Source organism: Luteibacter sp. KNZ12-1A, from assembly GCF_056755675.1.
Window position 1 is genome coordinate 59,283 of record NZ_JBPGXU010000004.1, and the last position, 25,270, is coordinate 84,552.

Annotated in this window: 21 protein-coding genes; 9 read left to right on the top strand and 12 right to left on the bottom strand. The window is 65.3% G+C overall.

Annotated elements, in window-relative coordinates:
• The first annotated feature begins 24 nt into the window (after positions 1 to 24).
• Both galE and ACR9ZJ_RS02000 read left to right on the top strand, forming a co-directional pair.
• On the top strand, positions 25 to 1,002 hold the full coding sequence (gene galE, locus ACR9ZJ_RS01995) for a UDP-glucose 4-epimerase GalE (protein WP_481280482.1): 978 nt from the start codon (positions 25 to 27) through the stop codon (positions 1,000 to 1,002).
• Positions 978 to 2,186 (top strand): acyltransferase family protein, encoded by a 1,209-nt coding sequence (locus ACR9ZJ_RS02000; RefSeq protein ID WP_481286711.1) that lies wholly within the window; start codon positions 978 to 980, stop codon positions 2,184 to 2,186. The genes galE and ACR9ZJ_RS02000 overlap by 25 nt, the downstream gene beginning before the upstream one ends.
• A gap of 44 nt (positions 2,187 to 2,230) precedes the next feature.
• On the opposite strand, the gene ACR9ZJ_RS02005 is transcribed toward ACR9ZJ_RS02000, so the two are convergent.
• The 9 genes from ACR9ZJ_RS02005 to ACR9ZJ_RS02045 are packed head-to-tail and all read right to left on the bottom strand — an operon-like array spanning position 2,231 to position 13,331.
• Positions 2,231 to 3,718: a right-handed parallel beta-helix repeat-containing protein gene (locus tag ACR9ZJ_RS02005; protein ID WP_481286712.1), complete on the bottom strand. Its 1,488-nt coding sequence runs from the start codon at positions 3,716 to 3,718 to the stop codon at positions 2,231 to 2,233.
• A gap of 15 nt (positions 3,719 to 3,733) precedes the next feature.
• Positions 3,734 to 4,555 carry a glycosyltransferase gene (locus ACR9ZJ_RS02010; RefSeq protein WP_481286713.1) on the bottom strand — a complete coding sequence of 274 codons (822 nt, stop codon included), beginning with the start codon at positions 4,553 to 4,555 and terminating at the stop codon, positions 3,734 to 3,736.
• Positions 4,552 to 5,061, bottom strand: coding sequence for a serine O-acetyltransferase (locus ACR9ZJ_RS02015; protein WP_481286714.1), 510 nt, complete (start codon positions 5,059 to 5,061; stop codon positions 4,552 to 4,554). The genes ACR9ZJ_RS02010 and ACR9ZJ_RS02015 overlap by 4 nt, the downstream gene beginning before the upstream one ends.
• Positions 5,054 to 6,259, bottom strand: coding sequence for an O-antigen ligase family protein (locus tag ACR9ZJ_RS02020; protein ID WP_481280477.1), 1,206 nt, complete (start codon positions 6,257 to 6,259; stop codon positions 5,054 to 5,056). Before ACR9ZJ_RS02020 ends, ACR9ZJ_RS02015 begins: the two co-directional genes overlap by 8 nt.
• A gap of 37 nt (positions 6,260 to 6,296) precedes the next feature.
• Positions 6,297 to 7,172 (bottom strand): glycosyltransferase family 2 protein, encoded by an 876-nt coding sequence (locus ACR9ZJ_RS02025; protein ID WP_481286715.1) that lies wholly within the window; start codon positions 7,170 to 7,172, stop codon positions 6,297 to 6,299.
• Entirely contained in the window at positions 7,169 to 8,611 is a 1,443-nt protein-coding gene (locus ACR9ZJ_RS02030; protein ID WP_481286716.1) for a lipopolysaccharide biosynthesis protein, read from the bottom strand. Before ACR9ZJ_RS02030 ends, ACR9ZJ_RS02025 begins: the two co-directional genes overlap by 4 nt.
• 12 nt (positions 8,612 to 8,623) lie before the next feature.
• A complete protein-coding gene (locus ACR9ZJ_RS02035) occupies positions 8,624 to 9,856 on the bottom strand; it encodes a glycosyltransferase (RefSeq protein WP_481286717.1) in 1,233 nt (410 codons plus the stop codon).
• Between the two features lie 2 nt (positions 9,857 to 9,858).
• Positions 9,859 to 11,091 (bottom strand): colanic acid biosynthesis pyruvyl transferase WcaK, encoded by a 1,233-nt coding sequence (gene wcaK, locus ACR9ZJ_RS02040; RefSeq protein WP_481280473.1) that lies wholly within the window; start codon positions 11,089 to 11,091, stop codon positions 9,859 to 9,861.
• 41 nt (positions 11,092 to 11,132) lie between these two features.
• On the bottom strand, positions 11,133 to 13,331 hold the full coding sequence (locus tag ACR9ZJ_RS02045; protein ID WP_481280472.1) for a polysaccharide biosynthesis tyrosine autokinase: 2,199 nt from the start codon (positions 13,329 to 13,331) through the stop codon (positions 11,133 to 11,135).
• 742 nt (positions 13,332 to 14,073) lie between these two features.
• Here ACR9ZJ_RS02045 and dmeF point away from each other — a divergent pair.
• The 6 genes from dmeF (at position 14,074) to ACR9ZJ_RS02075 (ending at position 19,773) form a co-directional block, all read left to right on the top strand.
• Entirely contained in the window at positions 14,074 to 15,054 is a 981-nt protein-coding gene (dmeF, locus tag ACR9ZJ_RS02050) for a CDF family Co(II)/Ni(II) efflux transporter DmeF (RefSeq protein WP_481286718.1), read from the top strand.
• Positions 15,055 to 15,063: 9 nt separating this feature from the next.
• Positions 15,064 to 15,450, top strand: a complete 387-nt coding sequence (locus tag ACR9ZJ_RS02055) for a hypothetical protein (RefSeq protein ID WP_481286719.1) — start codon at positions 15,064 to 15,066, stop codon at positions 15,448 to 15,450.
• 115 nt (positions 15,451 to 15,565) lie between these two features.
• Positions 15,566 to 17,389, top strand: coding sequence for a copper resistance system multicopper oxidase (locus ACR9ZJ_RS02060; protein WP_481286720.1), 1,824 nt, complete (start codon positions 15,566 to 15,568; stop codon positions 17,387 to 17,389).
• Positions 17,386 to 18,192 carry a copper resistance protein B gene (locus ACR9ZJ_RS02065; RefSeq protein WP_481286721.1) on the top strand — a complete coding sequence of 269 codons (807 nt, stop codon included), beginning with the start codon at positions 17,386 to 17,388 and terminating at the stop codon, positions 18,190 to 18,192. The genes ACR9ZJ_RS02060 and ACR9ZJ_RS02065 overlap by 4 nt, the downstream gene beginning before the upstream one ends.
• 9 nt (positions 18,193 to 18,201) lie before the next feature.
• Positions 18,202 to 18,747, top strand: coding sequence for a c-type cytochrome (locus ACR9ZJ_RS02070; protein WP_481286722.1), 546 nt, complete (start codon positions 18,202 to 18,204; stop codon positions 18,745 to 18,747).
• Positions 18,748 to 18,828: 81 nt separating this feature from the next.
• A complete protein-coding gene (locus ACR9ZJ_RS02075) occupies positions 18,829 to 19,773 on the top strand; it encodes an MBL fold metallo-hydrolase (protein ID WP_481286723.1) in 945 nt (314 codons plus the stop codon).
• Between the two features lie 4 nt (positions 19,774 to 19,777).
• On the opposite strand, the gene ACR9ZJ_RS02080 is transcribed toward ACR9ZJ_RS02075, so the two are convergent.
• Genes ACR9ZJ_RS02080 through ACR9ZJ_RS02090 form a run of 3 tightly spaced genes read right to left on the bottom strand, consistent with a single transcriptional unit; the run spans position 19,778 to position 23,528 of the window.
• Positions 19,778 to 21,532 (bottom strand): MOSC domain-containing protein, encoded by a 1,755-nt coding sequence (locus ACR9ZJ_RS02080; RefSeq protein ID WP_481286724.1) that lies wholly within the window; start codon positions 21,530 to 21,532, stop codon positions 19,778 to 19,780.
• Between the two features lie 54 nt (positions 21,533 to 21,586).
• Positions 21,587 to 22,477, bottom strand: a complete 891-nt coding sequence (locus ACR9ZJ_RS02085) for a LysR family transcriptional regulator (protein ID WP_481286725.1) — start codon at positions 22,475 to 22,477, stop codon at positions 21,587 to 21,589.
• Positions 22,478 to 22,532: 55 nt separating this feature from the next.
• The gene (locus tag ACR9ZJ_RS02090) at positions 22,533 to 23,528 is read right to left on the bottom strand and encodes an aldo/keto reductase (RefSeq protein ID WP_481286726.1); all 996 of its coding nucleotides are present in this window, start codon (positions 23,526 to 23,528) and stop codon (positions 22,533 to 22,535) included.
• 125 nt (positions 23,529 to 23,653) lie between these two features.
• Here ACR9ZJ_RS02090 and ACR9ZJ_RS02095 point away from each other — a divergent pair, with 125 nt between their 5' ends.
• Positions 23,654 to 25,228 (top strand): cation:proton antiporter, encoded by a 1,575-nt coding sequence (locus tag ACR9ZJ_RS02095; protein WP_481286727.1) that lies wholly within the window; start codon positions 23,654 to 23,656, stop codon positions 25,226 to 25,228.
• Positions 25,229 to 25,270 lie beyond the last annotated feature (42 nt).

Here is a 25,270-nt window from a genome sequence, read left to right on the forward strand (position 1 = left end):
TTCAATCGCGAACTGAGGCAATCTTTGAAGTTTCTGATCTGTGGCGGCGCGGGATACGTGGGTTCGCACATGGTGCGATACCTGGTCGCGAACGGGCACGAGGTGGTCGTCTATGACGACCTTTCGACGGGCCACCGTGAAGCGGTGGATGCCGACGTGCCGTTCGTCCATGGCGATATCGGCGACGCGGTGACCCTGTGGCGTTTGTTCGCCACGCACACGTTCGACGCGGTGATCCATTTCTGCGCCCGGTCCCTGGTCGGCGAGTCGGTCATCGATCCTTACCAGTACTACCGGAACAACGTGGGCAACACCCTGGTGCTCCTGGCCGCCATGCGCGAAGCCGGTATCCAGCGCCTGGTCTTTTCCTCGACGGCGGCGGTGTTCGGGCATCCCAGGAGCGACACCATCGACGAGTCGCATCCCACCGATCCCATCAACCCGTACGGCCAGAGCAAGCTGATGATCGAGCGCGTGCTGGGCGACGCGGCCCGCGCATACGGCCTGCGTTCGGTGGCGCTGCGTTACTTCAACGCAGCCGGTGCCGACCCGTCGGCTTCCATCGGAGAGGCGCACCATCCCGAGACCCACCTCATTCCCAACGTGTTGAAGGCCGTGCTCGGCCAGAGCGCCGCCCTGAAGGTATTCGGCGATGATTACGACACGCGTGACGGCACCTGCGTGCGCGACTACGTCCACGTGAACGATCTCGCCTCGGCCCATTTGCTGGCCGTGCAGTTCCTCGAGGAGAACGAGGGCGCGTTCACGTTCAACCTCGGCAACGGCGAAGGCTTCAGCGTACGTGAGGTGATCGCCGCCGCCGAACGCGTCACGGGAAGGCCGGTGCCGCACGCGTTCGCTCCTCGCCGTCCCGGTGACCCCGCGACGCTGGTCGCATCCAGCCTGCAAGCCCGGCAGCGCCTTGGCTGGCAACCACGGATCACGGCGCTGGACGATATCCTTGCCAGCGCGTGGCAGTGGCACCTCCAGCCGCGCTTCTGATCGTGCAGGCCCAACCGAAAGTTCAGCTCGACTTCATCGATGCGCTGCGCGGCCTGGCGATCATCGGCGTGCTGCTCAGCCATGCGCAGCGCAATGTGGAAATCTACCAGGCGATGGGCCACCAGGCGCTGATGTCGCCGTGGCTGAGCCGTTATGCGGCACAGGGTGCACGCGGCGTGCAACTGTTCTTCGTGGTCAGCGCGCTGACCCTGTTCCTCTCGGCAGGCAAGCGCAGCCGGGAGGAGACGCCCTGGCTGAACTTCTACGTGCGAAGGGTGTTCCGTATCGCGCCGATGTTCTATCTCGCGTTCGGCGTGTATTGCCTGGTCCCCGTGTTGCTGAAAGGGCAGGCGCTGCCACCCCTGGGCACGGTGCTAGGCACGCTGAGCTTCACCAACGGATGGAGCCCGGCCTGGTTGCTGGGCGCCAACGACGTGGTCCCCGGCGGCTGGTCGATCGGCGTCGAGATGTCGTTCTACATCGTCTTTCCGCTGGTGTTCCTGGCCTTGCGCAGCTTCCCGCGCGCCCTGGCCGCGCTGGCGGTATGCTTGCTGCTCGCGGTACTCACGTGGCCCTGGCTGCTGAACCACCCGCCGATCGACGACGCGGAGCTGTGGCAGCGCTTCGCGTTCGTGTGGTTGCCCAACCAACTGCCGGTCTTCCTTTTCGGCATCTGCGCCTATTTCGTGATGTTCGGCCACGCAGGGAAGTTGTCGACGTTCTTCCGCGAGGGCGACCGGCGGCACAACGCATGCTGGTTCATGCTTTCCCTGGCCGTCCTGGCGCTGGTCCCCCAATGGTCGGACGATCCGCGGGCGGTGTTCCTGTACGCGGCGGCGTTCGCGCTGCTGGCCCTGTGTCTGTTTCGGCAGCCCTACCGTTGGCTGGTGAATCGTCCGCTGCAGCACATCGGCAAGATCAGCTTCAGCGGTTACCTGACGCACTTCTTCATGCTGCAGGTGGCGCGCAAGGCGCTGGCGGCGGTGCACGCAGGCGACCGCCTGAGCCCCGATCTCTACTTCCTGGCCACGGCCGTGCTCGCGTTGGCGGGTACGGTTCTGGTGTCGAGCGTGACCTATCGCTTCGTGGAAGTACCGGGCCAGGCACTGGGCAAGCGTGTCATCGAGATGCTGGCGGCGCGCCGTGCGCGTGACGCCCGCTCGGCGGAAGGCGCCGCGGGCTGATTCGACCGCTCAACCGGCCGATCGGCCGATCGAGTCGAGTCGGCTCAGGCCAGCCGCGCGATGAGATCCAGCGCGTTGGGTACGGGCTTGCCGTTGGCGAAGCATTCCTTGACCAGTGCGTTGACCTGGGCGAGCGACGGGCGGTGTGTCCTGAAGCGGTCCAGCATGGCGTCGTCGGCCTTGGCGAAGGACGTGCCGCCGCCTTTGCCGGCGTAGAAGTGGTTCTCGCCGAGCTTCGTCTGCGTCGCCAGTTGCATCTCCACGCCGGGGGTACGTGGCGCCACGACGATGTTGTCGTGGATGGCCGTGCTGTTCGGGACACCTTTCCAGCTGGTCGCCTTGAACACGGTGACCTCGGCGTCGGCGATGGGCTTCTGCGGAATGATGATGATGTTGTTGTAGATCTGGCTGCCATCCACCGGGCCCGAGATGCGCAGGGAAGCACTGCCGGTCTTGCGCAGGGCGTCGTTGATGCTCACGTTGAAGCGCACGATCGTTCCGGTATTGCCGATCTTGTCGCCGTCACGGCCGTCGTTGCAGACCAGGGCCATGCCGCCGGCGTTGTCGTGGCTGTAGTTGTACTGGATCACCGTATTGCGGCAGCGGAAATCGGCGTCGTAACCCTGGCCGTCGGCATAGGCCTTGTGGTCGCTGACCTCGTTGTACTGGATCAGGGTGTTGTCGCAGTCGAACGGCCAGATGCCGGCGGCCGCCTCGCCGCGGGGCAACTCGCCGCAGCGGCTCACGGTGTTGCGTTCCACCAGGGCGCCGTCGCAGCCCTTGACCAGGATGCAATCGCCAGGCACTTCGCTGATGCGATTCCCACGCACGATCACCCCCGTGGCCAGGCCGCCTGTGCGGTTGCCGGCGGCGAGGAAGAGGATGCCGTCGCGCTGGCTGCGCTCGATCGTGTTGTCGACGATCTTGAGGTCCTGGTATCGCGTGGGGCGGCCCGTGCCCTTCGCCTCGACCAGGATGGCGCTGCCACCGCCTTGCTGCTTGAGTGGCGATCCGTTGACGTCGTGGATGTGCAGGCCTTGCAGCACGATGCCATGGGCGATGCCGAAGTCCTGGTGGAACAGGTGCACGCCGGTGCGGCGGGCACCCGGCTGCGGGCCCTGGTTGGAGATGGCCAGGTTGCGCAAGGTCCAGTACTCGACGTTCTGCAGGCGCACGGTGGAGGGCGCGCGGCCGTCCGCATGCAGATGAGGCGGCGCGCCCTCGCCGTAACCGTCGACGACGATGGGCGCTCCGTCGCGGCCCGAGCCTTTCGGCTGGAAGACACCGGGATAGTCTCCACCACGCTTGAACAGGATCTTGTCGCCGGGGCCGAAACTGGCCTGGTTGAGCCTGTCCAGGCTCCGCCAGGCCTGGGCGGGACTGGCGCCGTCGTGCCGGTCGTTTCCCGCCGTGCCGTCGACGTAGTAGCTCTTGCCGCCGGCGCTGGTTGCGCCAAGGACGTCGCCCAGCGGCAGGGTGGCGAGGGCGGCCCCCGCCCACAGCGACCGGCAAAGAAAAGTTCGACGATGCATGCGGTACCTCCGGCGTCAGCGACGCTCGCTCAATGAATAGCGGTAGACGCCACCATGCTTCCTGAGCATGTAGGCGAAACCGGCGAGGTGCTTGATGGTGAGCTTCGAGAATTTGCGCGTGCGCCGCTTGTAGTCGTGCACGATGGAGATCTTCCGGCTGTAGTAGTTGCGCAGACCCATCTTGCGCGTGCGCACGCAGAACTCCGCGTCTTCCGGTCCGAAGAAGATCCGGTCGTCGTAACCCATCAGGAGTGCCGCGACGTCCTTGGTGAAGGTCTGGTTGGCACCCAGCACGTAGTCGACCTCGAGAGGGTCGTTGCTATCGTCGAAGCGCGTATCGAGCATCAGGTGCCGCTCCAGTTCACGCTTGACGAAGCCGAGCTGGCGGCTGATGGGGATGCGCGCGGCGATCGGCTGGTAGAAACGCGGGAACCGCCGGGTCGAATCCTGGCGGGTACGGTCGACGTTGAGCAGCTGGAAGCCGACCACGCCGGCGTCGGGATGCGCCTGGAAGAACGCATCGACGATGGCGCCCGGGTCTTCCGTCAGGAAAATGGTGTCGTTGTCCAGGGTCATGCAGTACTTGCCGCGTGCCAGGAACAGCCCGCGATTGCGCGCCGGTCCCACGCCGAAGTTGCGATCCAGCGGGAAGTAGCGGATCCGCGGCAGGGTGGCGACGAACTCGGCGCTGCCATCGCGAGAGCCATTGTCGACGACGATCACCTCGTCGCGTTCGAAGTCCACCTTGTCCATCAGCGAGAGCAGGCAGCGTTCGAGGTTCTCCCGTTCGTTCCAGGTGATGATGATGATCGACAATCTCACGTCGTCGGCGCTCATGACGATGCTCCAGCGGGGGGCGTGGTGGGGGAAGAACGATCGGTGCTGCCGCGCAGCGAGGAAGGGGTGATGACTTCGTTGGCTCTCACCACGAAGTTGTCCGGAATCACCACGGGGCCGAAAATGCACGCGCCCGTGCCGATGATGACGTTGTCGCCGATGATCGGCGTGCCGTCGCCCGGCCAGCGGTTGCCGATGCACACGCGGGCGTACATCGTGCAGTTGGCGCCTATCGTGGTCTTGCCGTTCACGATGATGCCGAAGGCGTGGTAGATCACCAGGCCCGGGCCGATCGTGGCGGTGGTCGGCAGGTAGCACTTGAAGACGAACTCGGCGACCTTCTCCAGCACGCGCAACGGGGTGTGCAGGGGCGTACCCCGGGCCGTGGCGATCAGGCGGTAGCAGAGGATCACCCAGAAGGACTGGTCGAGCATCCACCACAGCATGCCCCGGTAGCCGGGCAGGGAACGGAGGCGGCGGACGTCGGCGCGGAAATCGTTAAGCATGGGTCGGGTCCGGATGGGGCGGCGGCAGCGGGGATGCCTTCCGGGCGGCGGCGTCGATGCGTGCCTGGGCGCGCCGGGCGTCGGTGCGCGCATAGAACATGCCGACGAAGAACCAGAAATAGGCCTCGTACCCGCTGAATTCGATGAAGGCCAGCATCAGGTAACAGAGCAGGAAGGCCTTGATGTTGCGTTGCTGTCCTTCGGTCGGTCGCAACAGGATGTGCAGCACCAGCGCCAGGAACAGCAACAGCGACTGCACGCCACCTTCGAGCAGGAATTGCAGGTAGATGTTATGGACGTTGTTCTCGACGAAGGTCAGGCCGGATATCTGCTCCATCAACGGCACGCCGTTGCCCACGCCATAGCCCAGCAGGTTCTGCTCCAGCGCGGCGGCGGCACTGTTCCAGAGCGCGAGACGGCCCACGTTCTTGTGTTCGAGTTGCGTCTCGGCCTGGAGGTTGAAGCGATCCAGCACGGGGATGTCGATGACCGACGACAGCACCAGGCCGCCGATCAGCACCATCATGGCGATGCCGAGGAAGGTGTACAGGTAGTAGTGACGGGTCTTGCGCGTGCGATAGGCGGCGATGCCGATGGATACCGCGGCACCGAGCAGGCCGGCGCGGGAAAGCATCATCCCGCTGGTGAGCAGGGCGATCCCCGCGGCGATCGGGTATACGCGGGTTCCGAGCAGGAGGATCGAGAGCAGGGCCAGCAGGCTGGCCTCGATGTTGCGCCCGCCCGTGGACATGTAGAGGATGCCCGAGGCTCCTTCGCTGCGGGCGTACACGGCGCCCAGTTGTCCTGCGTAGACGGCGTCGCGCAGGATGATGAAGACGATGCAGCAGCCGAGTATCCACACGAAGATCTTGCGCAGTTCCACGTCCTGCAATTTGCGGCCGAACACCACGCCCAGGAAATACGCCGCCGCCACGAACACGATCAGCGTGGAGCGCATGCCTCCGCCGTACGACGCCGCCGCGGCCAGGGACGTGCCCATCATCGTCGCGATGAAGGCCGTCGCCGGGTTCAGCTTGAGGTAGCGCACGGCCGGCAGGTAGAGCAGCGGCATCAACAGCAGCAGCACATGGTAGACATTGACGTGCGACTTGCTGCTCGTGCTGTGCGTCAAGGGCACTTGCACGAAGATCATGGCCATCAACGTGACCGCCGCGGCGCGGGTGCGGTTGATCAGCATGGGTGGACCTGGACGGTGGGGAACGGGGTCATGCGAGTCAGCCGATAGCCACGCCGAAGAACTTGTGCAGGAGTACCTTCAGGGTCGACTTGTATCCTCCCAGGGAAATATTGCGGGCGATCTCGACCAGGGATGGCCGCTGCCGGTTCATCACGTACTGGATATTGCGGTGGTTGCGCTGCTGGTCGGCGTTCATCAGCCGCGCGTGCTTGGCGATGAAGCGCTCGCTGCCCTCGGCGCGCCGGCTGGAATTACGGATACGTGCACGTGATCGGTCGTCGTCGACGAAGGAAAGCAGCTGCCGTGTGCACACGGCCGTGCCATAGCGGTCGGCGAGGCGGATCCACATGTCGTAGTCCTGCCACGAGGGCATCGACTCGTCGAAGCCACCCAGCTCGCGCATGCGCGACAGTTCGGTGAGCACCTGGTTGCCGGCGAGGTTCGCGTACAGGAGCTCCGGCAGCGTGAGTTTGTCCACCCTGGCCAGTTCCGCCTCGCTGAAACGGCGCTCGCGCAAGCGCTCGATCTGCGCCGGGGCCTGGAAATACTTGAAGCGGCTGCACGCGAACGACGGCGAATGGCGGCGATAAAGGTCCACCAGGCACGCGATGCGCTGCGGATGGAACAGGTCGTCGTCGTCCAGGCCGGTGACATAGGTGCCGATGGCTTGCTCGATGCAGCGATTGCGCGCACGGCATGCGCCCTGCGGCGTCTCGTTGCGCAGGTAGGTGAACTTGCCGGGGTAGCGGCGCGCGTAATCGGCCACCACCTCGGCGGTGTCGTCGGTGGAGGCTTCGTCGCAGATGAGGACCTCGATCTCCGGGTAAGTCTGGGCCAGTACGGAGTCGATCGCCCGGCGCAGCAGCGCCGAGCGATTGCGGGTAGGGATGTACACGCTCACCAGGGGTGTCATGTCGGCCTCGTTCCTTGGATGCGATGGGTCTGTGGATGCCGGTTCAGGAGCGTGTGCCGGGCTCGCCAGACCACCCAGAGCAGTGGCGGCGTCACCAGGGCCAGGCGTACCGCGCTGGCCTTCCAGTCGTCGCCCTGGTAGATGAAGACGGCCAACATCAGGAAGGCGTAGGGCACGAAGGTCTCCATCGTCCATGACTGGAAGAACTCACGCGCGGTGAGGCTGATGATCTTCGAGGAGAAGAAGTAGTACGACAGCACCGTGGCCAGCAGCTGGCTGATCGCCAGCGCCACCGCCATGACCTCGAGCGAACGCGACATCGCGCCGAGCACGCTTACCAGCAAGGTGATGCCACCGATCTTCAGGTTCCAGGCGAACTCGATATCCGAACGGCCCAGGCTCTGGCTGAGGGCTCCGATGAGCGAGCCGAGCGGGCGTAGCATGCCGAACAGCAGCATCAATGGAATGAGTTCGGCGACGCCGGTGTAGCGATGCCCGTAGAGGATCGTCACCGCGGGTGGCGCGAAGACCGCCAGCATGATGAATACGCCGCTGCTGAATACGGATACCCCGCGCAATCCCACCAGGTAAGCGTGGCGCAATGCCAGCGGATCGTCCTGGCGCGTCGCCAGCCGGGGCAGGGCGAGCCGTTGGACCACGGGCATGATCAGCTTGGTCGGTTGCAGCACCAGTTCCTTGGCGAGCGAATACACGCCGAGCGAGGCGAGGCCGAGAAACTTGCCGAGGATGATCTGGTCGGCCTGGCTGCGCAGCTGGTTGATGACCTGGGAGCCGAGCTGGAACGCGCCATAGCGCAGGGCCTGGCGGATGATCCCACGGTCGTAACCCCGGCCGGGATGCCAGTCGCGATCGGCCACGGCCAGGAAGCACGCCAGTCGTACCAGGCTGTTCACGATCATCGCGTACACGGCCGCCTCGATCGACGCGCCGAACTGGAGCACCAGCAGCAACAGGGTGCTCAGGCCGGACAGGCGCCCGATCACCTCGATCCGCGCCAGCCGGGGCAACTGGAAGGTCTTGATGAGGCTTGCCTGGTACTGCGCGGCCAATCCGAGCAGCACGAAATTGATCGTGGACAGCCGCAAGAGGTGACCCAGCACGTCCGAGCCATAGAAATAGGCCACGGCGAAGGAGATGCCGAACAGCACCACGGCGGACATGACGCCGAGCCCCGCGCTGATCATGTACAGCGACGTGCGCTCGTGGCGGGTGATGCTCTGCCGATGGATGAGGTAGCTGCTGAGCCCCATGTCCTGCAGCAAGGTGGCGATCGCGTTGACGACGTTGACGATCGCCAGCGCGCCCAGCAGGTGCGCGTCGACGTGATGGGCCAGCACCGCGATCTGCAGCAGCTGGCTCGCCGCGCTGACCACGGTCGAAGCGACGGTCCACAAGGCATCGCGTCTGGCGGAGGGCATCGGCACGTGCTCCTAGGCCAACTGGGCGGCGAGCTGGTCGTGCAACCGGCTCTGGTTGAAACGCGATTCCACGGTGGCGCGCGCGGTCGCCGCGATCGCCGGCAAGTCGTATTCGCCCCGCTGGATACGGGCGAGCTTGTCGGCCAGGGCGTCCACGTCGCGCTCGGGCACCAGCCAGCCCGACTGGCCGTCCTCGATCAATTCGGGAATGCCGCTGTGCACGGTGGACAGGCAGGGCACGCCACTGGCCATGGCCTCCATCAACGACACCGGAATGCCTTCCTGGTCGCCGTCCGCGGCGGTGACACTGGGCAGGGCGAATACGTCCGCCCGACGCAGCGCGGCCTGTACGTAGGCCTTGTCGCGACGGCCTCGAATGAAGATGCGCCGCTCGAGGCCGTGCCGCGCCACGAAGCGCTCCAGTTCCTGTTGCAGCGGGCCGTCGCCGACGACTTCCAGCTCGACCGGGACATCGCGCTTCGCGAGCCTTGCCACGGCTTCGCAGAGGTACGTCACGCCTTTCTTTTCCACCAGGCGTGCGACGCTGAGCACGCGCAACGGCCGTGACGGTGAAGGCGCGCTATCGGTGCGAGGCTGGAAACGGAAGCTGTCGAGGTCGACCCCCATGCGATGTACCTGGATCTTCTCCGGCGCGCAGCCCAGCGCTTCGAGCTTGCGTTGCCAGCGCGTGCTGATCGGCAGCATCCGCTCGCCGCTGGCGAACAGGCGCCGGTAGTCGTCGGCATGACGCGCGAGCACGCTGTGTCGTGACAGGTCATAGCCGTGGAACACCGTGTAGATCGGACCCTCGATCAGGCCCAGCGCGCGCAGGTTCGTCGCGAGCACGCCGGTGGGGCCGAAATGCGCGATGATCGCTCCCGCCTTGAGCGGCTCGCGCAGCCGCCGCACCGCGCCCGCAAGGACCAGCGACTTCGCCGCGTGGCCGTACAGGCGTACCGACAAGGCCCGGCGCACCCGTGCGCTCGGCAAGCCCGGAACCACGTGGCGAAGGCGCTGCAGCAGGATTTGCCAGCCGCTCGACGCGCTGGCGGAATGGTCGAAGATGAAGGTGGCGCGTTCCATCAATCCGCGTGTCGCCACGATGTCGCCGGGCGCCGGCGCGGGGCCGCGGCTGATGGCGAGGATGCGCACGTCGAAGCCGCGGTCGAGCAGGCCCACGATCTGGTCGATCACGAAGGTTTCCGAATACTTGGGAAACTCGGGAAGGACGAACAGGATCGTCATGGTCAGGGCCCTATCGCGAGCGTGGAGAGCAGCGACTCCCGCGCGAACGCCTTCTCGCGAGCCACGGCGGCGGCCACCCTGGGGCGCAGGGTCTCGTCGCCGAGCAGTTCCAGCACCTTGGCGCGCAGGCTGCCGTCGAGCAGGGACGGCACGGGCATCGCCAGGTCGTCCACGCCGAGGCGCTTCATGATGCCTTCGGACTTGTGCTCGTAGTTGAGCGCGACGGAAGGCGTGCCGAAGTTCATCGAGATGATCGCGCTGTGCAGGCGCGTGCCGATCGTCAGGACGCATGCGCCCAGCCTCTCGCCGAGTTCCACGTCGTTGAGTTCGTTCATCTCGACGTGGCAGGCCTCGGGGTGGCGCAGGCGCGCCCGCACCTTGAGCGCGATCATGCGGTCGTCCTTGGGATAGCCGTCGATCGCCGTGCAAGTGGAAAACGCGGCGATGCGATAACCCGCCTCGATCACCGCGTCGAGCAGTTCCGCGAAGGCGGTCTCGTACTGGGCCTGGGTCACGCCGAGCCGCTTGTCGAACGGCGCCAGTTCGCGGAAGGTGACGGCGACGGTAGGACGCGCGGTATCGACCGCCACCGGCTCGCCCGGGTGCACCAGCCACGCCGTGTCAGAGGCCCAGCGCACCTTGTCCTGGGGGATGTCGCTGTCCTGCATGTGCCGCGCGCTGACTTCCTCGCGCAAGGCCAGCGCATCCACCCGTGTCATCACGTCTTGCGAGACCTTGCGGAAGAACGCGTGCTGGAAGGGCCCGACGCTGTGCCCGATCAGGTAGGTGGGCCGTCCGGCGAGCAGGGCGCAGCTGACCTGGTCGTATTGGGTTGCGCCGTAGAGATCGACGAAGAACGAGCCGCCCACCTGGATCACCAGGTCGTACGCCTTCAGCGATTCGATGTACTCGCGGTGGCGCCGGGGAAGCGGCAGCCAGCGCGCCCACCAGCGGCGGTTGAGGTGTCCATGCAGCAGGCGTGGCACCAGCCTCCGCAGCAGCAGCGAACGGAGGGCGCCGAAACGCCGCTTGCCCGCTTCCTGGTAGTAGCTGTTCAACGTGTCGGTCAGCAGCGGCCGGCCGAGCAGGTACGCCGAGCTCACCGGAAAGCGGCTGGTGATGTCGATCCGGCTTTCCGGCAGCACGTCCTCCAGGCACTCCAGCAGGCCGCGCAGGATCGCGCAATCGCCACGATTGCCGCAGGTGTGGTTTCCGACGATCAGGATGCGCGCCATAGTCCTTGATTCATGCAGTGTCCCCTTGCTCATGGGACGGTTCAGGCCGGATCGGCCTTGTACTTGTAGTAGGCGTAGGTGGAGTAACCGGCGGCCCGGTGTTCCACGGCATTGAAGATCGCGCCCTTCAGGGAGACACCGTTCTGTTCGAAACGCTGCTTCGCCAAGGCCAGTTCACGCGCCTTGTTGAGCCCGAAGCGGGCGACCATCAGGCTCGTGCCGGCGTGGTGGCCGATCACGGCCGCGTCGGTGACCGCCAGGATCGGCGGCGTATCGATGATGATCAGGTCGTAGGCGGGTACCACCTCGGCGATGAACTGGGTGAAGTTCTCGTGCATCAGCAGTTCCGACGGATTGGGCGGCACGCGCCCGCGGCTGATGAAATCGATGTTGGCCAGCGGCCCCTTCCTCTTCACCGCGGCGACTTCCGCGCCGCCGACCAGGATGTCCGACAGGCCCTGTCCGGTTTCCATGCCGAGAAGGTGGTGCAAGGTGCCTCGGCGCATGTCGCCGTCGACCAGAAGGACGCGCTGTCCCGCCTGGGCGATCACCGCCGCCAGGTTCGCCGAGACGAAGGTCTTGCCAGCGAAGGGACTGGAGCCGGTGATCATCAGGATGTTGTTTTTCGCCTCCAGCCGCGCGAAATGCAGGCTGGTGCGCAGGCTGCGGATCGCCTCGACCGCGAGGTCGGCGGGATCGCTGATCGCCAGCAAGGGGCCACGGCCGCCGTGGCCGTGATGACCGTGGTGCGTCCGGGTCGAACGCGCGGTCTGGCCCTCGCTGAGCGGAACCGAGGCGTATACCGGAAGGCCGAGATCCTCGATGACCGCTGGATCCTCGATACCGCGGTTGAGTATCTGCCGGAGGAAGACGAAGGCGAGGGCGAGGAAACCACCCAGGAACGTCACGATGACGACGACCAGGGTCTTGCGTGGCTGCACCGGCTGGGTCTTGTCCACCGCCGAGGTATCCACGATGCGCACGTTGCCGACGGTGCCGGCGCGCGCGATGTCGAGTTGCTGCGCCTGGTTGAGCAGGCTGGTGTAGGTATTGCTGCTGACCTGCACGTCGCGATTGAGCTTGAGCAACTGCTGCTGCGTGTCGGGCAGGTCGCCGACCTGCTTCTGCATCTGTTCCTTCTGCGCCTGGAGCTGGCCCATCTGTTGCTGCAAGGCCTTGTACGCCGGATGGTCGTGGGTGAAACGGCGGTCGATGTCGGCTTCCTGCAGGTGCAGCTGCTGGATGTTGTTCTCCACCGCGACGATCTGGTCGAGCAGGCCCTTGGTCTGCATGCTGAGGTCGACGGAGTGCGACTGGGTCTGGAAGGCGTTCATCGCCGCCTGTGCCCGGTCGAGTTCCTGGCGCACCTTGGGCAACTGGTCCCTGACGAATTGCAGCTGGCTCGCGGCCTCGGCGGAATTGCGCTCCACGTTCTGGCGAACATAGGCGGTGGTGATGTGGTCGAGCACCTTCTGCGCGAGATCGGGATCGGCGTTGTTGTAGGTCAGGCCGATGATCCCGGAGTCCGTGCCTTGTTCCAACGCCACGACATCCGTCTGCAAGCGGCCGATGGTGGTCAGGGTCGGCTGCGTGACCACGTCGAAACGCGTCCCGGGATTGGCCGTGAGCCGCCTGATCTGCATCGTGATGCCGTTGGCGCGGACCAGCTGGCCGACGACGCCTTCGAGAAGGCGCTTGCCATCGTCGTTGTAGAGACCGAAGCGGTGGTCGTCACCGGCACGCAGTTCGAGTTTCTGGCCGACCATGTTGTCAGGCAGGTCGAGCTTGAAGATGTCCACCACCTCGCCACCCCAGCCATAGCGGCTGAGGCCGAAGCGCACCGGGCCGAGCTGGCCTGGCTTGTAGCCTCGCGACAGGTAGTCGCCCAGCACGGGCATGCGCTGGGGTTGTGTCTGGATATCCAGGCGCAGGTCGTTCACCGCCTGGCCGATGACCAGGCGCGAGGTGATCAAGGCGATCTCGGTGGTGGCCTGCGATGCAGTGGTGCCCAGCGATTGGGTGAGATCGCTGAGGCCGGGAAGGCTGGGCGTCTTCTGCTCGACCTGCACGATCGCCGTGGCCTGGTAGATAGGCGTGGCGAGCAGCGAGTAGAGGACTCCCGCCACGAAAAACGTCCCGGTGATGGCGACGATCAACCATTTGTGATCAAGCAACGTGCCGAGCAACGCATTGAGATCGATGGTGTCGTCGTCGTGGGCTTGATCAATCTTCGTCGTCATGCGGCAGCGTTTTTCCTGAAAATGAATGGACGGCTAAACGTTTATAACGCACCTAGTATGAATGGGCCGAAACGCATGCCGAAGCCACTTTTGCCTTGTTTTCCGGTGTTTCGCGCAGCCGAAACCGTGCGTCTTTCGAGCACGCAAGCGCATCGCGCATCACGTGGATGCGCCACTCGGGTCATGAGGCGAGCGTCTATTCGATGGCGGGCGATGACGATGCCGCGCCGACGCCACTCGTGCCTCTGCACGATGTCCTTCGCCGGCACCGATTCCGCCCGCGCCCACTCGGGGACGGAGATCGATGGAAGGTTTGAGCATAGACGCGGCGGCCGGTGCCTCAAAGTGAAAGGCGCCAGTTTTGCGACCTGCGTCAAGTAACCGACGCGTGTATGGCGCTAAAGGGGCAGAAACGTAAGTTAATCGTTATGTGCATGGGTTGGTTCGTGCACGAATGCCTAATGAATGGTTCATCTTTCAGTTATGTTTTGCTGCGTCGCACGATCTCACCGTGGTAGGAATCGTGATGCCCGCGTCCCTCGGGTGAGCCAGGCGACGCCTCCAAGCCATGTCACAAAATCGCCATGAATCAGCGGATTCCCGATGATCGCTGCCTGGCGACACATGGCGGGAACCGGCCAGCGGCCGCGGTCGCGGGTCATGCCCATCGTGCGCCGCAACACCCGGCGACCTGGCGCCCGGCGGGCTATCATGGGCACCTCCTCGCGCACGGGTACCCACCATGTCGATCCAAGCCACCGCTGCCTCGCGCACGCATAGCCACGCGTTCGACGAAGGCAACCCGATGGCCGAGCGGAACACCCGGCGCGCCGTGCTGCTCACGGCCGTGATGATGGTGGTCGAGATCGCCGGTGGCTGGTACTACAACTCCATGGCCTTGCTGGCCGACGGGTGGCACATGAGTTCACACGCGCTGGCCCTGGGCCTGTCCGCGTTCGCCTATGTATGTGCGAGGCGTTATGCGCACGATCGCCGTTTTGCCTTCGGTACGTGGAAGATCGAGGTCCTGGGAGGCTATTCCAGCGCGATCCTGTTGCTGGGCGTGGCAGGGCTGATGGCCTTCCAGTCGGCCGAGCGCCTGTTCACGCCGCTGCCGATCCACTACGAGCAAGCCATCGCGATCGCCGTCGTCGGCCTTCTGGTGAACCTGGTCTGCGCCTGGCTGCTGCGCGACGACCATCACCACCACCATGACCACGATCATCATCATCACGGTCACGCGCATGACGCGCATGCCCATCACGACCTGAACCTGCGTTCGGCGTACATGCACGTGTTGGCGGACGCGGCCACGTCCGTCCTCGCCATCGTCGCCCTGATCGCCGGCATGATCTGGGGCGCGCGCTGGATGGACCCCGTGATGGGCCTGCTGGGCGCGGTTCTGGTCACCGTGTGGGCGTGGGGTCTCCTGCGCGATAGCGGCCGGGTCCTGCTGGACGCGGAGATGGATGCGCCGGTCGTCGATGAAATCCGCGAGGTAATCGCGGAGGATCGGCACGAGGCCGTCATCGACGATATCCATGTATGGCGTGTCGGCAAGGGCAAGTTCGCCGTGGTTCTCGAGATCACCACGACCGCCGATGTCGATGGTGACTATTACCGGCGCGCGTTGGCCATCCACGACGAACTGGTCCACGTGACCGTGGAGGTGCACCGCGTTGGACCCGGCTCCAGAGTTGAGGGCGTCGCCTCGGGGGCATAAGCTGTCGGCATGAATGCCTTCTTCCATCGCTATCGCCGCCGGCGCGCCCTCTGGGTGTTCGCCTGGCTGGCCTGGGCGATGGTGAGCGTCGCGCCAGCCTGGTCGACCGACGCGCATGCCGTTCCGGGACCGGGTGTGCATCGTACGCATGTTCACCATGTGTCGGCGCGAATGGCATCGGCGGACGAGGGTGGCTGCAACGACCACGATGGCAACTGCTGTCACCGCCCCGGCCAGGCCTGCCATTGCACGCCGGCCTGCACCAGCGTCGTCCTTCCGGCCAGCGCGCTCGCGCTCGGCGATACGCCGCCGACGGCCGGCACGATTTTCCCTGCCGGCGTTCGCGCCGCGCCCCAGGCCGGGTACGGGCCACCGCTGCGTCCACCCGCCGCCTGATCCTCCGCTGACGCTTTCTCCCGCGTCGGGCAGCCCGTCATCCCCTTGCGATGCCGAGAGCGTCGACCGTGCCACGTGGCCGCCGGCCGCGCACCCTGTTCGTGGAGTTCTTGCTATGAATCCCCCCGGTTCTTCCGGACCTGTCCACGCCTCGCGACGACGTTTCGTTGCCGGCCTCGCCGTCGGTGGCGTCGCCGCCGGCATGGGCTTGTTGCGTCCATCGCCGGTCTGGGCCTTGACCAACCCCGGTCATCCGACGGTGCTGAGCGGCACCGATTTTTCCCTCGACATTGCCGAGGCTCCGGTGAATATCACCGGTGCGCCGCGCACGGCCGTCACCGTGAACGGCGGCATTCCGGGTCCGATCCTTCGCTGGAAGGAAGGCACCACGGTGACGTTGCGCGTGGCCAATCGGCTACGCACGCCCACCTCGATCCATTGGCACGGCATCGTGCTGCCGTTCGACCAGGACGGGGTGCCGGGCATCAGCTTCGATGGCATCGGCCCTGGCGAGACCTTCGTCTACCGGTTCGACGTGCGCCAGGCCGGTACCTACTGGTATCACTCGCACAGCCGCTTCCAGGAGCAGACGGGCTTGTACGGTCCGCTGGTGATCGAGCCGGCAGGGCCGGACCGTTACCGCAGCGACCGGGACTACGTGGTCATGCTCAGCGACTGGACCGACATGGATCCGGAACGGATCTTCCTGCGCCTGAAGCAGCAGAGTGACTATTTCAACTATGCGCAGCCCACGGCATCGCGGTTCTTCCGCGACGTGCGCGAGAAGGGACTGGGGCAGGCGCTGGAGATGCGCAAGATGTGGAACACCATGCGCATGAACCCTTCCGACCTGAGCGATGTGTCGGGCGCGGCGTATACCTATCTCATGAATGGCATGACGGCGGCGGGCAACTGGACCGGCCAGTTCAAGCCAGGCGAAAAGATCCGCCTGCGTTTCATCAACGGCTCGTCGTCGACGATCTTCGACGTGCGCATTCCGGGCTTGAAGATGACGGTGATCTCGGCCGACGGCCAGGACGTGTTACCCGTGCCGATCGACGAGTTCCGCATTTCCACCGCGGAGACGTACGACGTGTTGGTGGAACCCGAGGAAGACATCGCGTACACGATCTTCGCCCAGTCGATCGACCGCAACGGTTACACGCGGGGCACGCTTTCGCCGCGGCCGGAGCTGGAGGCGGCGGTACCGCCGGTCGACCCGCGCCAGTGGCTGGGCATGGGTGACATGATGGGTGCCATGGGTGCGATGGGTGGCACCGCGAAACCGATGAAAGGCATGGACCATGCCGGCATGTCGGGCATGAACCATGGCTCCATGGCTGGGATGGATCACGACGCGATGGCCGGCATGGACCACGCCACCATGGAAGGCATGGATCACATGAAGGAGAACGCGCCGAAAGTACGCCATGCGCGCACGGAGTACGGCCCGGGCGTAGACATGCACGTGGACATGCCACGCACCAACCTCGACGATCCGGGCATCGGCTTGCGCGATAACAGCCGCCGCGTGCTCACCTACGCGGACCTGCACACGATCGGCGACAATCCCGATCCTCGCGAGCCCGGCCGGGAAATCGAGCTGCACCTCACCGGCAACATGGAACGTTTCATGTGGTCGTTCGATGGCGTGAAATTCTCGGACGCCGCGCCTGTGCACTTGAACAAAGGCGAGCGCGTGCGGATCGTCCTGGTCAACGACACCATGATGAACCACCCGATCCACCTGCATGGCATGTTCAGCGACCTGGAAAGCCCCGAAGGCGAATTCCAGGTGCGCAAGCACACGATCAACGTGCAGCCCGCGCAACGGATCACGTATGCCGTGACCGCGGACAATCCCGGACGCTGGGCATACCACTGCCATCTGCTCTACCACATGGAGGCGGGCATGTTCCGCGAGGTGGTGGTGTCATGAGGGCCCATGCGATGTTGTTCGCCGCGCTCGGCCTCGCCATGTCCACGGCCGCGATGGCGCAGGAGATGAAGATGGGACCGATGCAAGGCGGCGATGCGCCCGCCGATGCGCGCAGTCCCGACTATTCCGATGGCGTCGGCCACGGGTCGATGAAGGGCATGGACATGAACGACAACGGCCCCTACCGCATGATCCTGATCGACCAGCTCGAGGCGTTTCATGGAAGGGATGCCAGTGGACAGTCGTGGGAGGCGCAAGGCTGGTACGGCAATGACGACGACAAGCTGTGGTTCCGCACGGAAGGCGACCGCAGCGGCGGCAAACTGGAAGAAGCGGATGTCGAGGCGCTCTGGAACCATGCGATAGCACCGTACTGGAGCACCCAACTCGGCGGCCGCCAGGATGTCGGCCCGGGACCGAACCGCACCTGGGCGGCGTTCGGCGTGCAAGGCCTGGCACCGTACTGGTTCGAAGTGGAAGCGACCGCGTATGCGAGCGCCCACGGGCGCACCGCAGCGCGCGTGCGCACCGAATACGATCTCTTCCTGACCCAGCGGCTCATCCTGCAGCCGGAACTGGAACTCAATGCCTATGGCAAGGACGACCCACTGGCCCGCGTCGGCAGGGGCGTCTCCGATGCCTCGTTCAGCCTGCGCCTGCGTTACGAGTTCCGTCGTGAATTCGCGCCCTATATCGGCGTCCGTTTCGTCGATCGCTTCGGTCGCACCGCCGACTATGTTCGCGCGGATCGTCAACCCGTCTTCGACCGCCAGGTCGTCGCCGGCCTCCGGCTATGGTTCTAGGACATCCTCGTGAAGCCAATCACTCTCGTTCTTTCCACCGTGCTGGGCGTGGCGGTCGTGGCCGCCTGCGGTGCCGGAGCCTTCATCTACTCGGGTGCCTATGACATAGGTGCCGACGCACCGCATTCCCGGCCGGTCTACGCGGCACTGGAGACCTTGCGACAGCGTTCGATCCAGGCGCGGGCCTCGGATATCACGGTACCCGACTTGTCCGATCCGCAGTTGATCCTCAAGGGGGCCGGACAGTACGCGGCCATGTGCACCGCATGCCACCTGACACCAGGCCAGGAGGATTCCGAAATCCGCCCGGGGCTCTATCCGCGACCACCGAACCTGACGCGGGCCAGGATCGATCCGGCGCAGGCCTTCTGGACGATCAAGCACGGTATCAAGATGAGTGCGATGCCCGCGTGGGGCGGCAGCCACGACGACATGACCCTATGGAGCATGGTCGCTTTCCTGCGGAAACTGCCCGGCCTGTCGCCGGAGGCATACAAGGCCATGGTGGCCGCGGCGCCGCCCGACGACGATATGGACATGGATCACCCCAAATAACGTATTCCGACAAGCCAGGGCGCCCCGAAAAGCGGTTGGATGGGGAGCGTCCATCCGGGGCGCCCTGACGGGAGAATGGACATGGGTCATCGTAACCGTGTGCGCCTCGCGCGCTGCGCCGTGTTGGGAACGTCGTTCGCCGTGCTTTCGATATCTGCCTGGGCAGCGGACGGGGTCAGCCCGGTCATCAAGATCAACGAGGCGGCGGCGACGGCCCCGATCGAAACGGTGTCCCTGCGCGACGGCGTCAGCGTGCTTCTGGGCTCGGGGGGAAACATCGGCGTCGTCACGGGACGCGACGGCAAGTTCATGATCGACGCAGGCATCGCTGTTTCCCGGCCGCGTGTCGAGGCGGCGCTGAATGCGTTGGGGCCGCAACCGGTCCGCTACCTGGTGAACACGCATTACCACTGGGATCACACGGACGGGAATACATGGATCGCGGGCAAGGGCGTTCAAGTGGCCGCGACCTCGGGAACCATCAAGCGGGTGTCCCAGAGCACGCGCGTGGACGATTGGAACTTCACCTTCAAGCCGCTGCCGACATCCGCCGTGCCGGGCACGGTGGTCGAGACGAGCAAGCACTGGACCGTCGATGGCCAGACCATCACCGCGATCAAGGTCGTCCCCTCGCATACCGACACCGACCTTTATGTGACGATCCAGCCCGCCGACATCGTCTTTCTCGGCGACCTTTTCTGGAACGGTGTCTATCCTTTCATCGACAACGAAAATGGCGGGGGCATCGACGGCATGGTGCGCGTCCTCGACCGCATCCTCCCCACGATAAGCGACAAGGCCGTCGTCGTGCCGGGGCATGGCCCCGTCGGCAACAAGGCCGATGTGAAGGACTTCCGTGACATGCTCGCGGGCATTCGCGATAACGTGGCGGCACTGAAAAAGCAGGGGAAGTCACGGGACGAAGTCATCGCGGCCAAGCCGACGACGGCCTGGGATGCGAAGTACGGGCACTTCGTCATCGATCCCGACTTCTTCGCCCGTATCGCTTATGACGGGATGCGCTGATCCGTCACAGATCCAGTTCGAGGTCCGTCAACGGCGTGGCGCAACAAATCAGCACCGCGCCGTCGGCGGGAGGCTGGAGGGGGTCCGGGGAGTAGCGTGTACGCCCGCCGATCAGGCCGCTTTCGCAGCTGTGGCAGACACCGGAACGGCACGACCAGCGCACGGGCACGTCGCTTGCCTCGGCGAGCTCCAGCAAACTCTGGAAGCGGTCGTCCCAGCGCACCGAAAGGCCACTGCGTACGAACGTTACCGATGGGCCGGTGCCGGCCTGGCCGGCCGGTGGGTGTGGCGGAACGACGACCGTGTTCACGACGCCGGGAGCCATCGATTCGTTCGACCCGAAGAATTCGGAGCGTATCGAATCGGCCGGATAGCCCAACGCGCGCAGGCCTTCACGCGCTTCCTGCATGAAGGAGGGCGGACCGCAAAGCAGGAAGCGGGCATCGGCTGGAATGCCGAGTGATGCGAGGTCCGCGGCACGCAGGCGGCCGGTCACGTCGAAGTCCGTGCCAAGGCGATCCCCTGGGCGTGGATGACTGAAGGCGACCAGCGAGGTCACGCCGTCGAGTCGACCGAGCAACTCACGTGCTTCCTGCGCGAACAGGTGTTCGCTGCCATCGCGCGTTCCGTATATCCAATAGGTTTTGCGCGGGCAGCGGCCGCGCTGGGCGACGATGTCGTGGAGCATCGCGAGCAACGGTGTCACGCCGATGCCGACACCCCACAAGACCAGCGGGCGTTCGTCGTCGGGCAGGACGAACGTGCCGCGTGGCGCGCTGATCGAAACGATGGAGCCGGCTTCGACGTGGTCGTGCAGGTACGCGCTGCCCATGCCCTCCGCACGCTTCACGCTGATGCGGTAGCTGCCCGGATGCGAGGCGTCGGAGATGGAGTAGCTGCGGAGCAGGGCCGCGCCATCGTCGTGACGGTCGATCTTCAGCACGAGGAACTGTCCGGCACGCGGGGCGGGCAGGGGAGCGCCGTCCATCGGACCGAACACGAACGATCGCACGTGGGGACTTTCCTCGTGCACGGACAGGACGCGCACGTCGCGGAACCCCACCCAGGCCGGCGGTGCTTCGGGCACGTTGGCCAGCCCCGCGTTTCCATTGCGCTCGGGTCCGGCCTTCAACAAGGCTTCGAAGGAACCGCGCCAGCCTTCGCTCAGGCCTCGCAAGCCCGCCGCATGGCGCAGTTTTTCCTCGGGGCGTTCCGGCAGGTAGAGCAGGGCGTCGACCTCGGCCACGCTCATGCCGTCGCCACGCGTTTCCAGGACGATGGTGTCGCCCTCGTTTACCACGCCCTCCTCGATCACCCTGCAATAGAATCCGGGCCGCCGATGCGCCACGAGCAATGACGGCATGCGCGGTTCGGAGAGACGGATTCCCACGCGGTAACAGGTGACCCTGGGTTGGGTCACCTCGAAAAGTGCGCCGCCGATCCGGTATCGATCGCCTATCCAGACTTCATCATCGGCAAGGCCGTCGACGGTGAGGTTCTCGCCGAACTGGCCATGGCCGCTCAGCGTGCGTCCGAGGACCGTCTCCCAGTATCGGTACGATTGCACCTGGTAGACCATGACCGCGCGGTGTTCGCCACCATGGCCCGCGAGGTCTCCCTGGCCATCGCCGTCCAGGTTCAGGCGTCGCGCCATCACCGGGCCCTTGACCGGTTGCTTGAAGACAGCCGTTCGCACGGTTCGCCCTTGCCACTCGATGTCCTGTGGCAGCCCCACGTTGACGGATACCAGCACGGGCATGGCTCATCTCCTGGATGCGCGCGGTCCTCGAAGCATAGTCCTGTTCGACGCCGATCAGCCGCGGTAGCGCAGCGCATCCACGAGCAGCGTGAGCGCGGGCGATCCCTGGCGCCGGTTCGGGTAATAGAGGTGATAACCCGGAAAGGCGTCGCACCAGCTTTCCAGCACGCGAATGAGCCGGCCCTCGCGGATGTCGTCCAGAACGACATCTTCCGGTAGCCATGCGAGCCCCATTCCGGCAAGCGCGGCTCGCCGGATCTGGTTCATGGTGTTGAGGACGATCTGGCCCTCCACGCGCACTTTCACCTCGCGCCCGTTCTTCTCGAACTCCCATGGGTAGAGCCCGCCGTACGTGGGCAGCCGCAGGTTGATGCAGTTGTGTCCCGTGAGGTCCTGGGGCGTCTTGGGGCGCTTGCGGTTCGCGAAATAGGACGGCGTGCCGACCACGGCCATGCGCATCTCCGGGCCGATCCGCACGGCGATCATGTCCTTGGCCAGGTGTTCGCCCAGGCGGATGCCGATGTCGTAACGCTCCGCCACGATATCCACCAGGCCGTAGTCGACGGTGATCTCGACGTTGATGTCCGGGTACTTCGGCAGGAAGGTTTCCAGCACCGGCCAGATGATGGTGTCGGCGGCATGTTCCGCCGTGGTGATGCGGATGGTCCCCGCCGGCCGTTCACGCAGTTCGCCCAACGCCTCGATCTCCGCTTCGATTTCCTCGAAACGGGGGCCCACCGTATTGATGAGTCGCTCGCCGGCTTCGGTGGGCGAGACGCTGCGCGTGGTCCGCGTGAGCAGGCGAACGCCGAGGCGCGCCTCGAGTGCGCGCATGGTGTGGCTGAGCGCCGATTGCGAAGTGCCCAGCTTCGCCGCGGCCCGCGTGAAACTCTTTTCCCGGGCCACCGCGAGGAAGGCCATCATGTCGTAGATGTCTTTGCGCATAAGTCATGAACGCCCCGCATGAGTCCCTGTCGATCGTACCAGCGGGGCGCCCGCCTCAGCGGCCGATGGTGGCCATGAGATGGGGTGGATAGCGCTCGCCCTGGATGGCGATGGCCGTGGCCGCGTTTTCGATCCGCTCCAGGTCGGCGGAAGTGAGTTCGAGGTCCGCCGCCGCCAGGTTCTCCTCCAGGCGATGCAACTTGGTGGTACCGGGAATGGGGACGATCCACGGCTTCTTCGCCAGCAGCCAGGCAAGGGCGATCTGTGCAGGCGTGGCGTTCCTGTCGTTGGCCAGCGCCTTGAGCAGGTCCACCAGGGCCTCGTTGGCGGCCATCGCTTCCGGGGAGAACCGGGGGAGGTTCTTGCGGAAGTCGTCGTCGCCGAACCTCGTGTCCTTGCTCATGGCGCCGGTGAGGAATCCCCTGCCCAGCGGGCTGTATGCCACCAGCCCGATGCCGAGTTCCTCGCAGGCATCGAGGATGCCATTCGTCTCCAGGCTACGGGTCCACAGCGAATACTCATTCTGCACGGCCGCCACCGCCTGCACGGCATGTGCCCGGCGGACAGTCTGCGCGCCCGCTTCGGACAGGCCGAAATGGCGGACCTTTCCTTCCTGGATGAGATCCTTCACGGCACCCGCGACGTCCTCGATGGGGACGTTCGGGTCGACGCGGTGCTGGTAGAGCAGGTCGATCGTTTCGATGCCCAGGCGCTTGAGCGAGGCCTCGGCGACCTCGCGAATGTGTCCGGGCCGGCTGTCCAGCCCGATCGGCTTGCGGCTCTCGCGATCGATGGCGAAGCCGAACTTCGTGGCGATCACCACCCGGTCGCGTACCGGTGCGAGCGCCTTGCCCACGATCTCCTCGTTCGTGAAGGGACCGTACACTTCGGCCGTGTCGAAGAAGGTGACGCCGCGATCGACGGCATCGCGGACCAGCCGGATCGATTCCTCGTCGCCGAGGGCGTGGCCGTAGCTGGAGTTGAGGCCCATGCAGCCGAAGCCGATGGCCGATACGTCGAGACCGCTTTTACCGAGGCTGCGCTTTTTCATCGAGGGGTCCTGCGGGGGCTGAGTCGATCATGCTACGGCCTCGCCGTCGTCCGATGAACCCCAATAAAGTGCTTGCACTTATCCTTTCCATTCATGAATGGGCTTGCTTGCCCGGCCCGTTGTCCATGTCATATGTTCATGCCTTCCGGAACCAGCGGGCGCGCATGCCGATCTTCGAGATGATTCTTGGGTTGCTTCTCGGCGCGTCGCTCCTGTCGATGCTCGCGGACCGGATCAACGTGCCTTATCCGACCCTGCTTGCCGTGGGTGGAGCATTGGTCGCCTTCTTGCCGGGGATGCCGCGCCTGGATCTCCCGCCCGAACTGATCCTCGCGCTCTTCGTCGCCCCCGTGTTGCTCGATGCGGCCCACGACGCGTCGCTGCGCGACCTGCGCGAGAACTGGGCGTCGATCCTCTCGTTGGTGATGGTCGCGGTCGGCTTGACGACCCTTGCCGTCGCCTTCGCGGCACGCTTCTTCATTCCCGAGATGCCCTGGGCCGCCGCGATCGCGCTGGGCGCGCTGTTGGCGCCTCCCGACGCGGTGGCGGCGCTGGCCGTGCTGCGCCAGGTGGAACCGCCCCACCGCATCCGCAACATCCTCGAAGGCGAGAGCCTGCTCAACGACGCGTCGTCGCTGCTGATCTACAAGCTTGCGGTGGGTGCCGTGGCGGCGGGTGGTTTCAGCGTGGGGAAGGCGATTCCCGCCTTCGGCCTGGTCGTGGTCGGTAGCGTCGTCGCCGGATGGGTGCTGGCGAAACTGACGGGCGTCCTCACCGTCCGGATGACGGATGCTCCCGCCTCGATCATCGTGCAGTTCGTCACGACCTTCGGTGTATGGCTGCTTGCCGAACACCTTGGCCTGTCCGGCGTGGTGACGATCGTCGTGTTCGCCATCACGGCCGCGCGCCGCTCCACGGAAGCCATGCCTCCCTCCATTCGCATCCCGTCGTTCGCCACATGGGAGTCGATCACCTTCGTGCTCAACGTGATGGCCTTCACGCTGATCGGACTTCATGTGTTGCCGATCATCGAGGGACTCCGCGGTCATGACCAGCAGGGCCAGTTCGTCGCCGCGCTCGCGATCCTGGCGGTGGTCGTGGTCGTGCGCCTGGCATGGGTATTGCTCTACGGATTCGCGCGACGGCAGACCCAACGTGCGGGCCAGGGTGACGATCCCGTCGAAAGCCGTGCGCAGACGTTCAAGAGCGGCCTCATGGTGGGTTGGTCGGGGATGCGCGGCATCGTTACCCTGGCCGCGGCGCTGGCGATTCCCAAGGACTTTCCACAGCGCGATTTCATCCTGTTGACTGCGTTCACCGTGGTGCTGGGAACGCTCCTGGTGCAGGGCCTGACCTTACGGCCGTTGCTCCTGCTGTTGCGCTTGCCCAAGGATGGCAAGGTGGCTCGCGAGATCGCCCTCGCACGCGTCGCGACACTCAAGGCGGCCATCGCGTATCTCGACAACGATCCCAGCGATGCCGCGCGGCGGCTGGGCCACGAATACCGGGCGGCGCTGGAAGCGGTGGAGAAGGGCAAGGATCCGCGCCACTCCCGGGAGAATGTCCTGCGCCAGGAACTGATGCCATGTACGAGGAAAGCACTCGATGAACTGCGCGACGGCGGACGCATCGGCGACGAGGCTTATCGTGCCGTCGAACAGGAACTCGACTGGTTGGAACTGAGTTCGCGTCCGGTCTAGCCGCCGGGTACACTTCGTGTATTCGTCTCTCCGGACTCCCCC

Bases quoted from the DNA above. Each gene is read 5' to 3' on its own strand.
- dmeF (WP_481286718.1), top strand. From the start codon at position 14,074: ATGTCGATCCAAGCCACCGCTGCCTCGCGCACGCATAGCCACGCGTTC.
- ACR9ZJ_RS02035 (WP_481286717.1), bottom strand. From the start codon at position 9,856: ATGACGATCCTGTTCGTCCTTCCCGAGTTTCCCAAGTATTCGGAAACC.
- ACR9ZJ_RS02060 (WP_481286720.1), top strand. From the start codon at position 15,566: ATGAATCCCCCCGGTTCTTCCGGACCTGTCCACGCCTCGCGACGACGT.
- ACR9ZJ_RS02045 (WP_481280472.1), bottom strand. From the start codon at position 13,331: ATGACGACGAAGATTGATCAAGCCCACGACGACGACACCATCGATCTC.
- ACR9ZJ_RS02065 (WP_481286721.1), top strand. From the start codon at position 17,386: ATGAGGGCCCATGCGATGTTGTTCGCCGCGCTCGGCCTCGCCATGTCC.
- ACR9ZJ_RS02085 (WP_481286725.1), bottom strand. From the start codon at position 22,477: ATGCGCAAAGACATCTACGACATGATGGCCTTCCTCGCGGTGGCCCGG.
- ACR9ZJ_RS02025 (WP_481286715.1), bottom strand. From the start codon at position 7,172: ATGACACCCCTGGTGAGCGTGTACATCCCTACCCGCAATCGCTCGGCG.
- ACR9ZJ_RS02030 (WP_481286716.1), bottom strand. From the start codon at position 8,611: ATGCCCTCCGCCAGACGCGATGCCTTGTGGACCGTCGCTTCGACCGTG.
- ACR9ZJ_RS02020 (WP_481280477.1), bottom strand. From the start codon at position 6,259: ATGCTGATCAACCGCACCCGCGCCGCGGCGGTCACGTTGATGGCCATG.
- ACR9ZJ_RS02010 (WP_481286713.1), bottom strand. From the start codon at position 4,555: ATGAGCGCCGACGACGTGAGATTGTCGATCATCATCATCACCTGGAAC.
- ACR9ZJ_RS02015 (WP_481286714.1), bottom strand. From the start codon at position 5,061: ATGCTTAACGATTTCCGCGCCGACGTCCGCCGCCTCCGTTCCCTGCCC.
- ACR9ZJ_RS02080 (WP_481286724.1), bottom strand. From the start codon at position 21,532: ATGCCCGTGCTGGTATCCGTCAACGTGGGGCTGCCACAGGACATCGAG.
- ACR9ZJ_RS02095 (WP_481286727.1), top strand. From the start codon at position 23,654: ATGTCATATGTTCATGCCTTCCGGAACCAGCGGGCGCGCATGCCGATC.
- ACR9ZJ_RS02075 (WP_481286723.1), top strand. From the start codon at position 18,829: ATGGGTCATCGTAACCGTGTGCGCCTCGCGCGCTGCGCCGTGTTGGGA.
- wcaK (WP_481280473.1), bottom strand. From the start codon at position 11,091: ATGGCGCGCATCCTGATCGTCGGAAACCACACCTGCGGCAATCGTGGC.
- ACR9ZJ_RS02090 (WP_481286726.1), bottom strand. From the start codon at position 23,528: ATGAAAAAGCGCAGCCTCGGTAAAAGCGGTCTCGACGTATCGGCCATC.
- ACR9ZJ_RS02005 (WP_481286712.1), bottom strand. From the start codon at position 3,718: ATGCATCGTCGAACTTTTCTTTGCCGGTCGCTGTGGGCGGGGGCCGCC.
- ACR9ZJ_RS02055 (WP_481286719.1), top strand. From the start codon at position 15,064: ATGAATGCCTTCTTCCATCGCTATCGCCGCCGGCGCGCCCTCTGGGTG.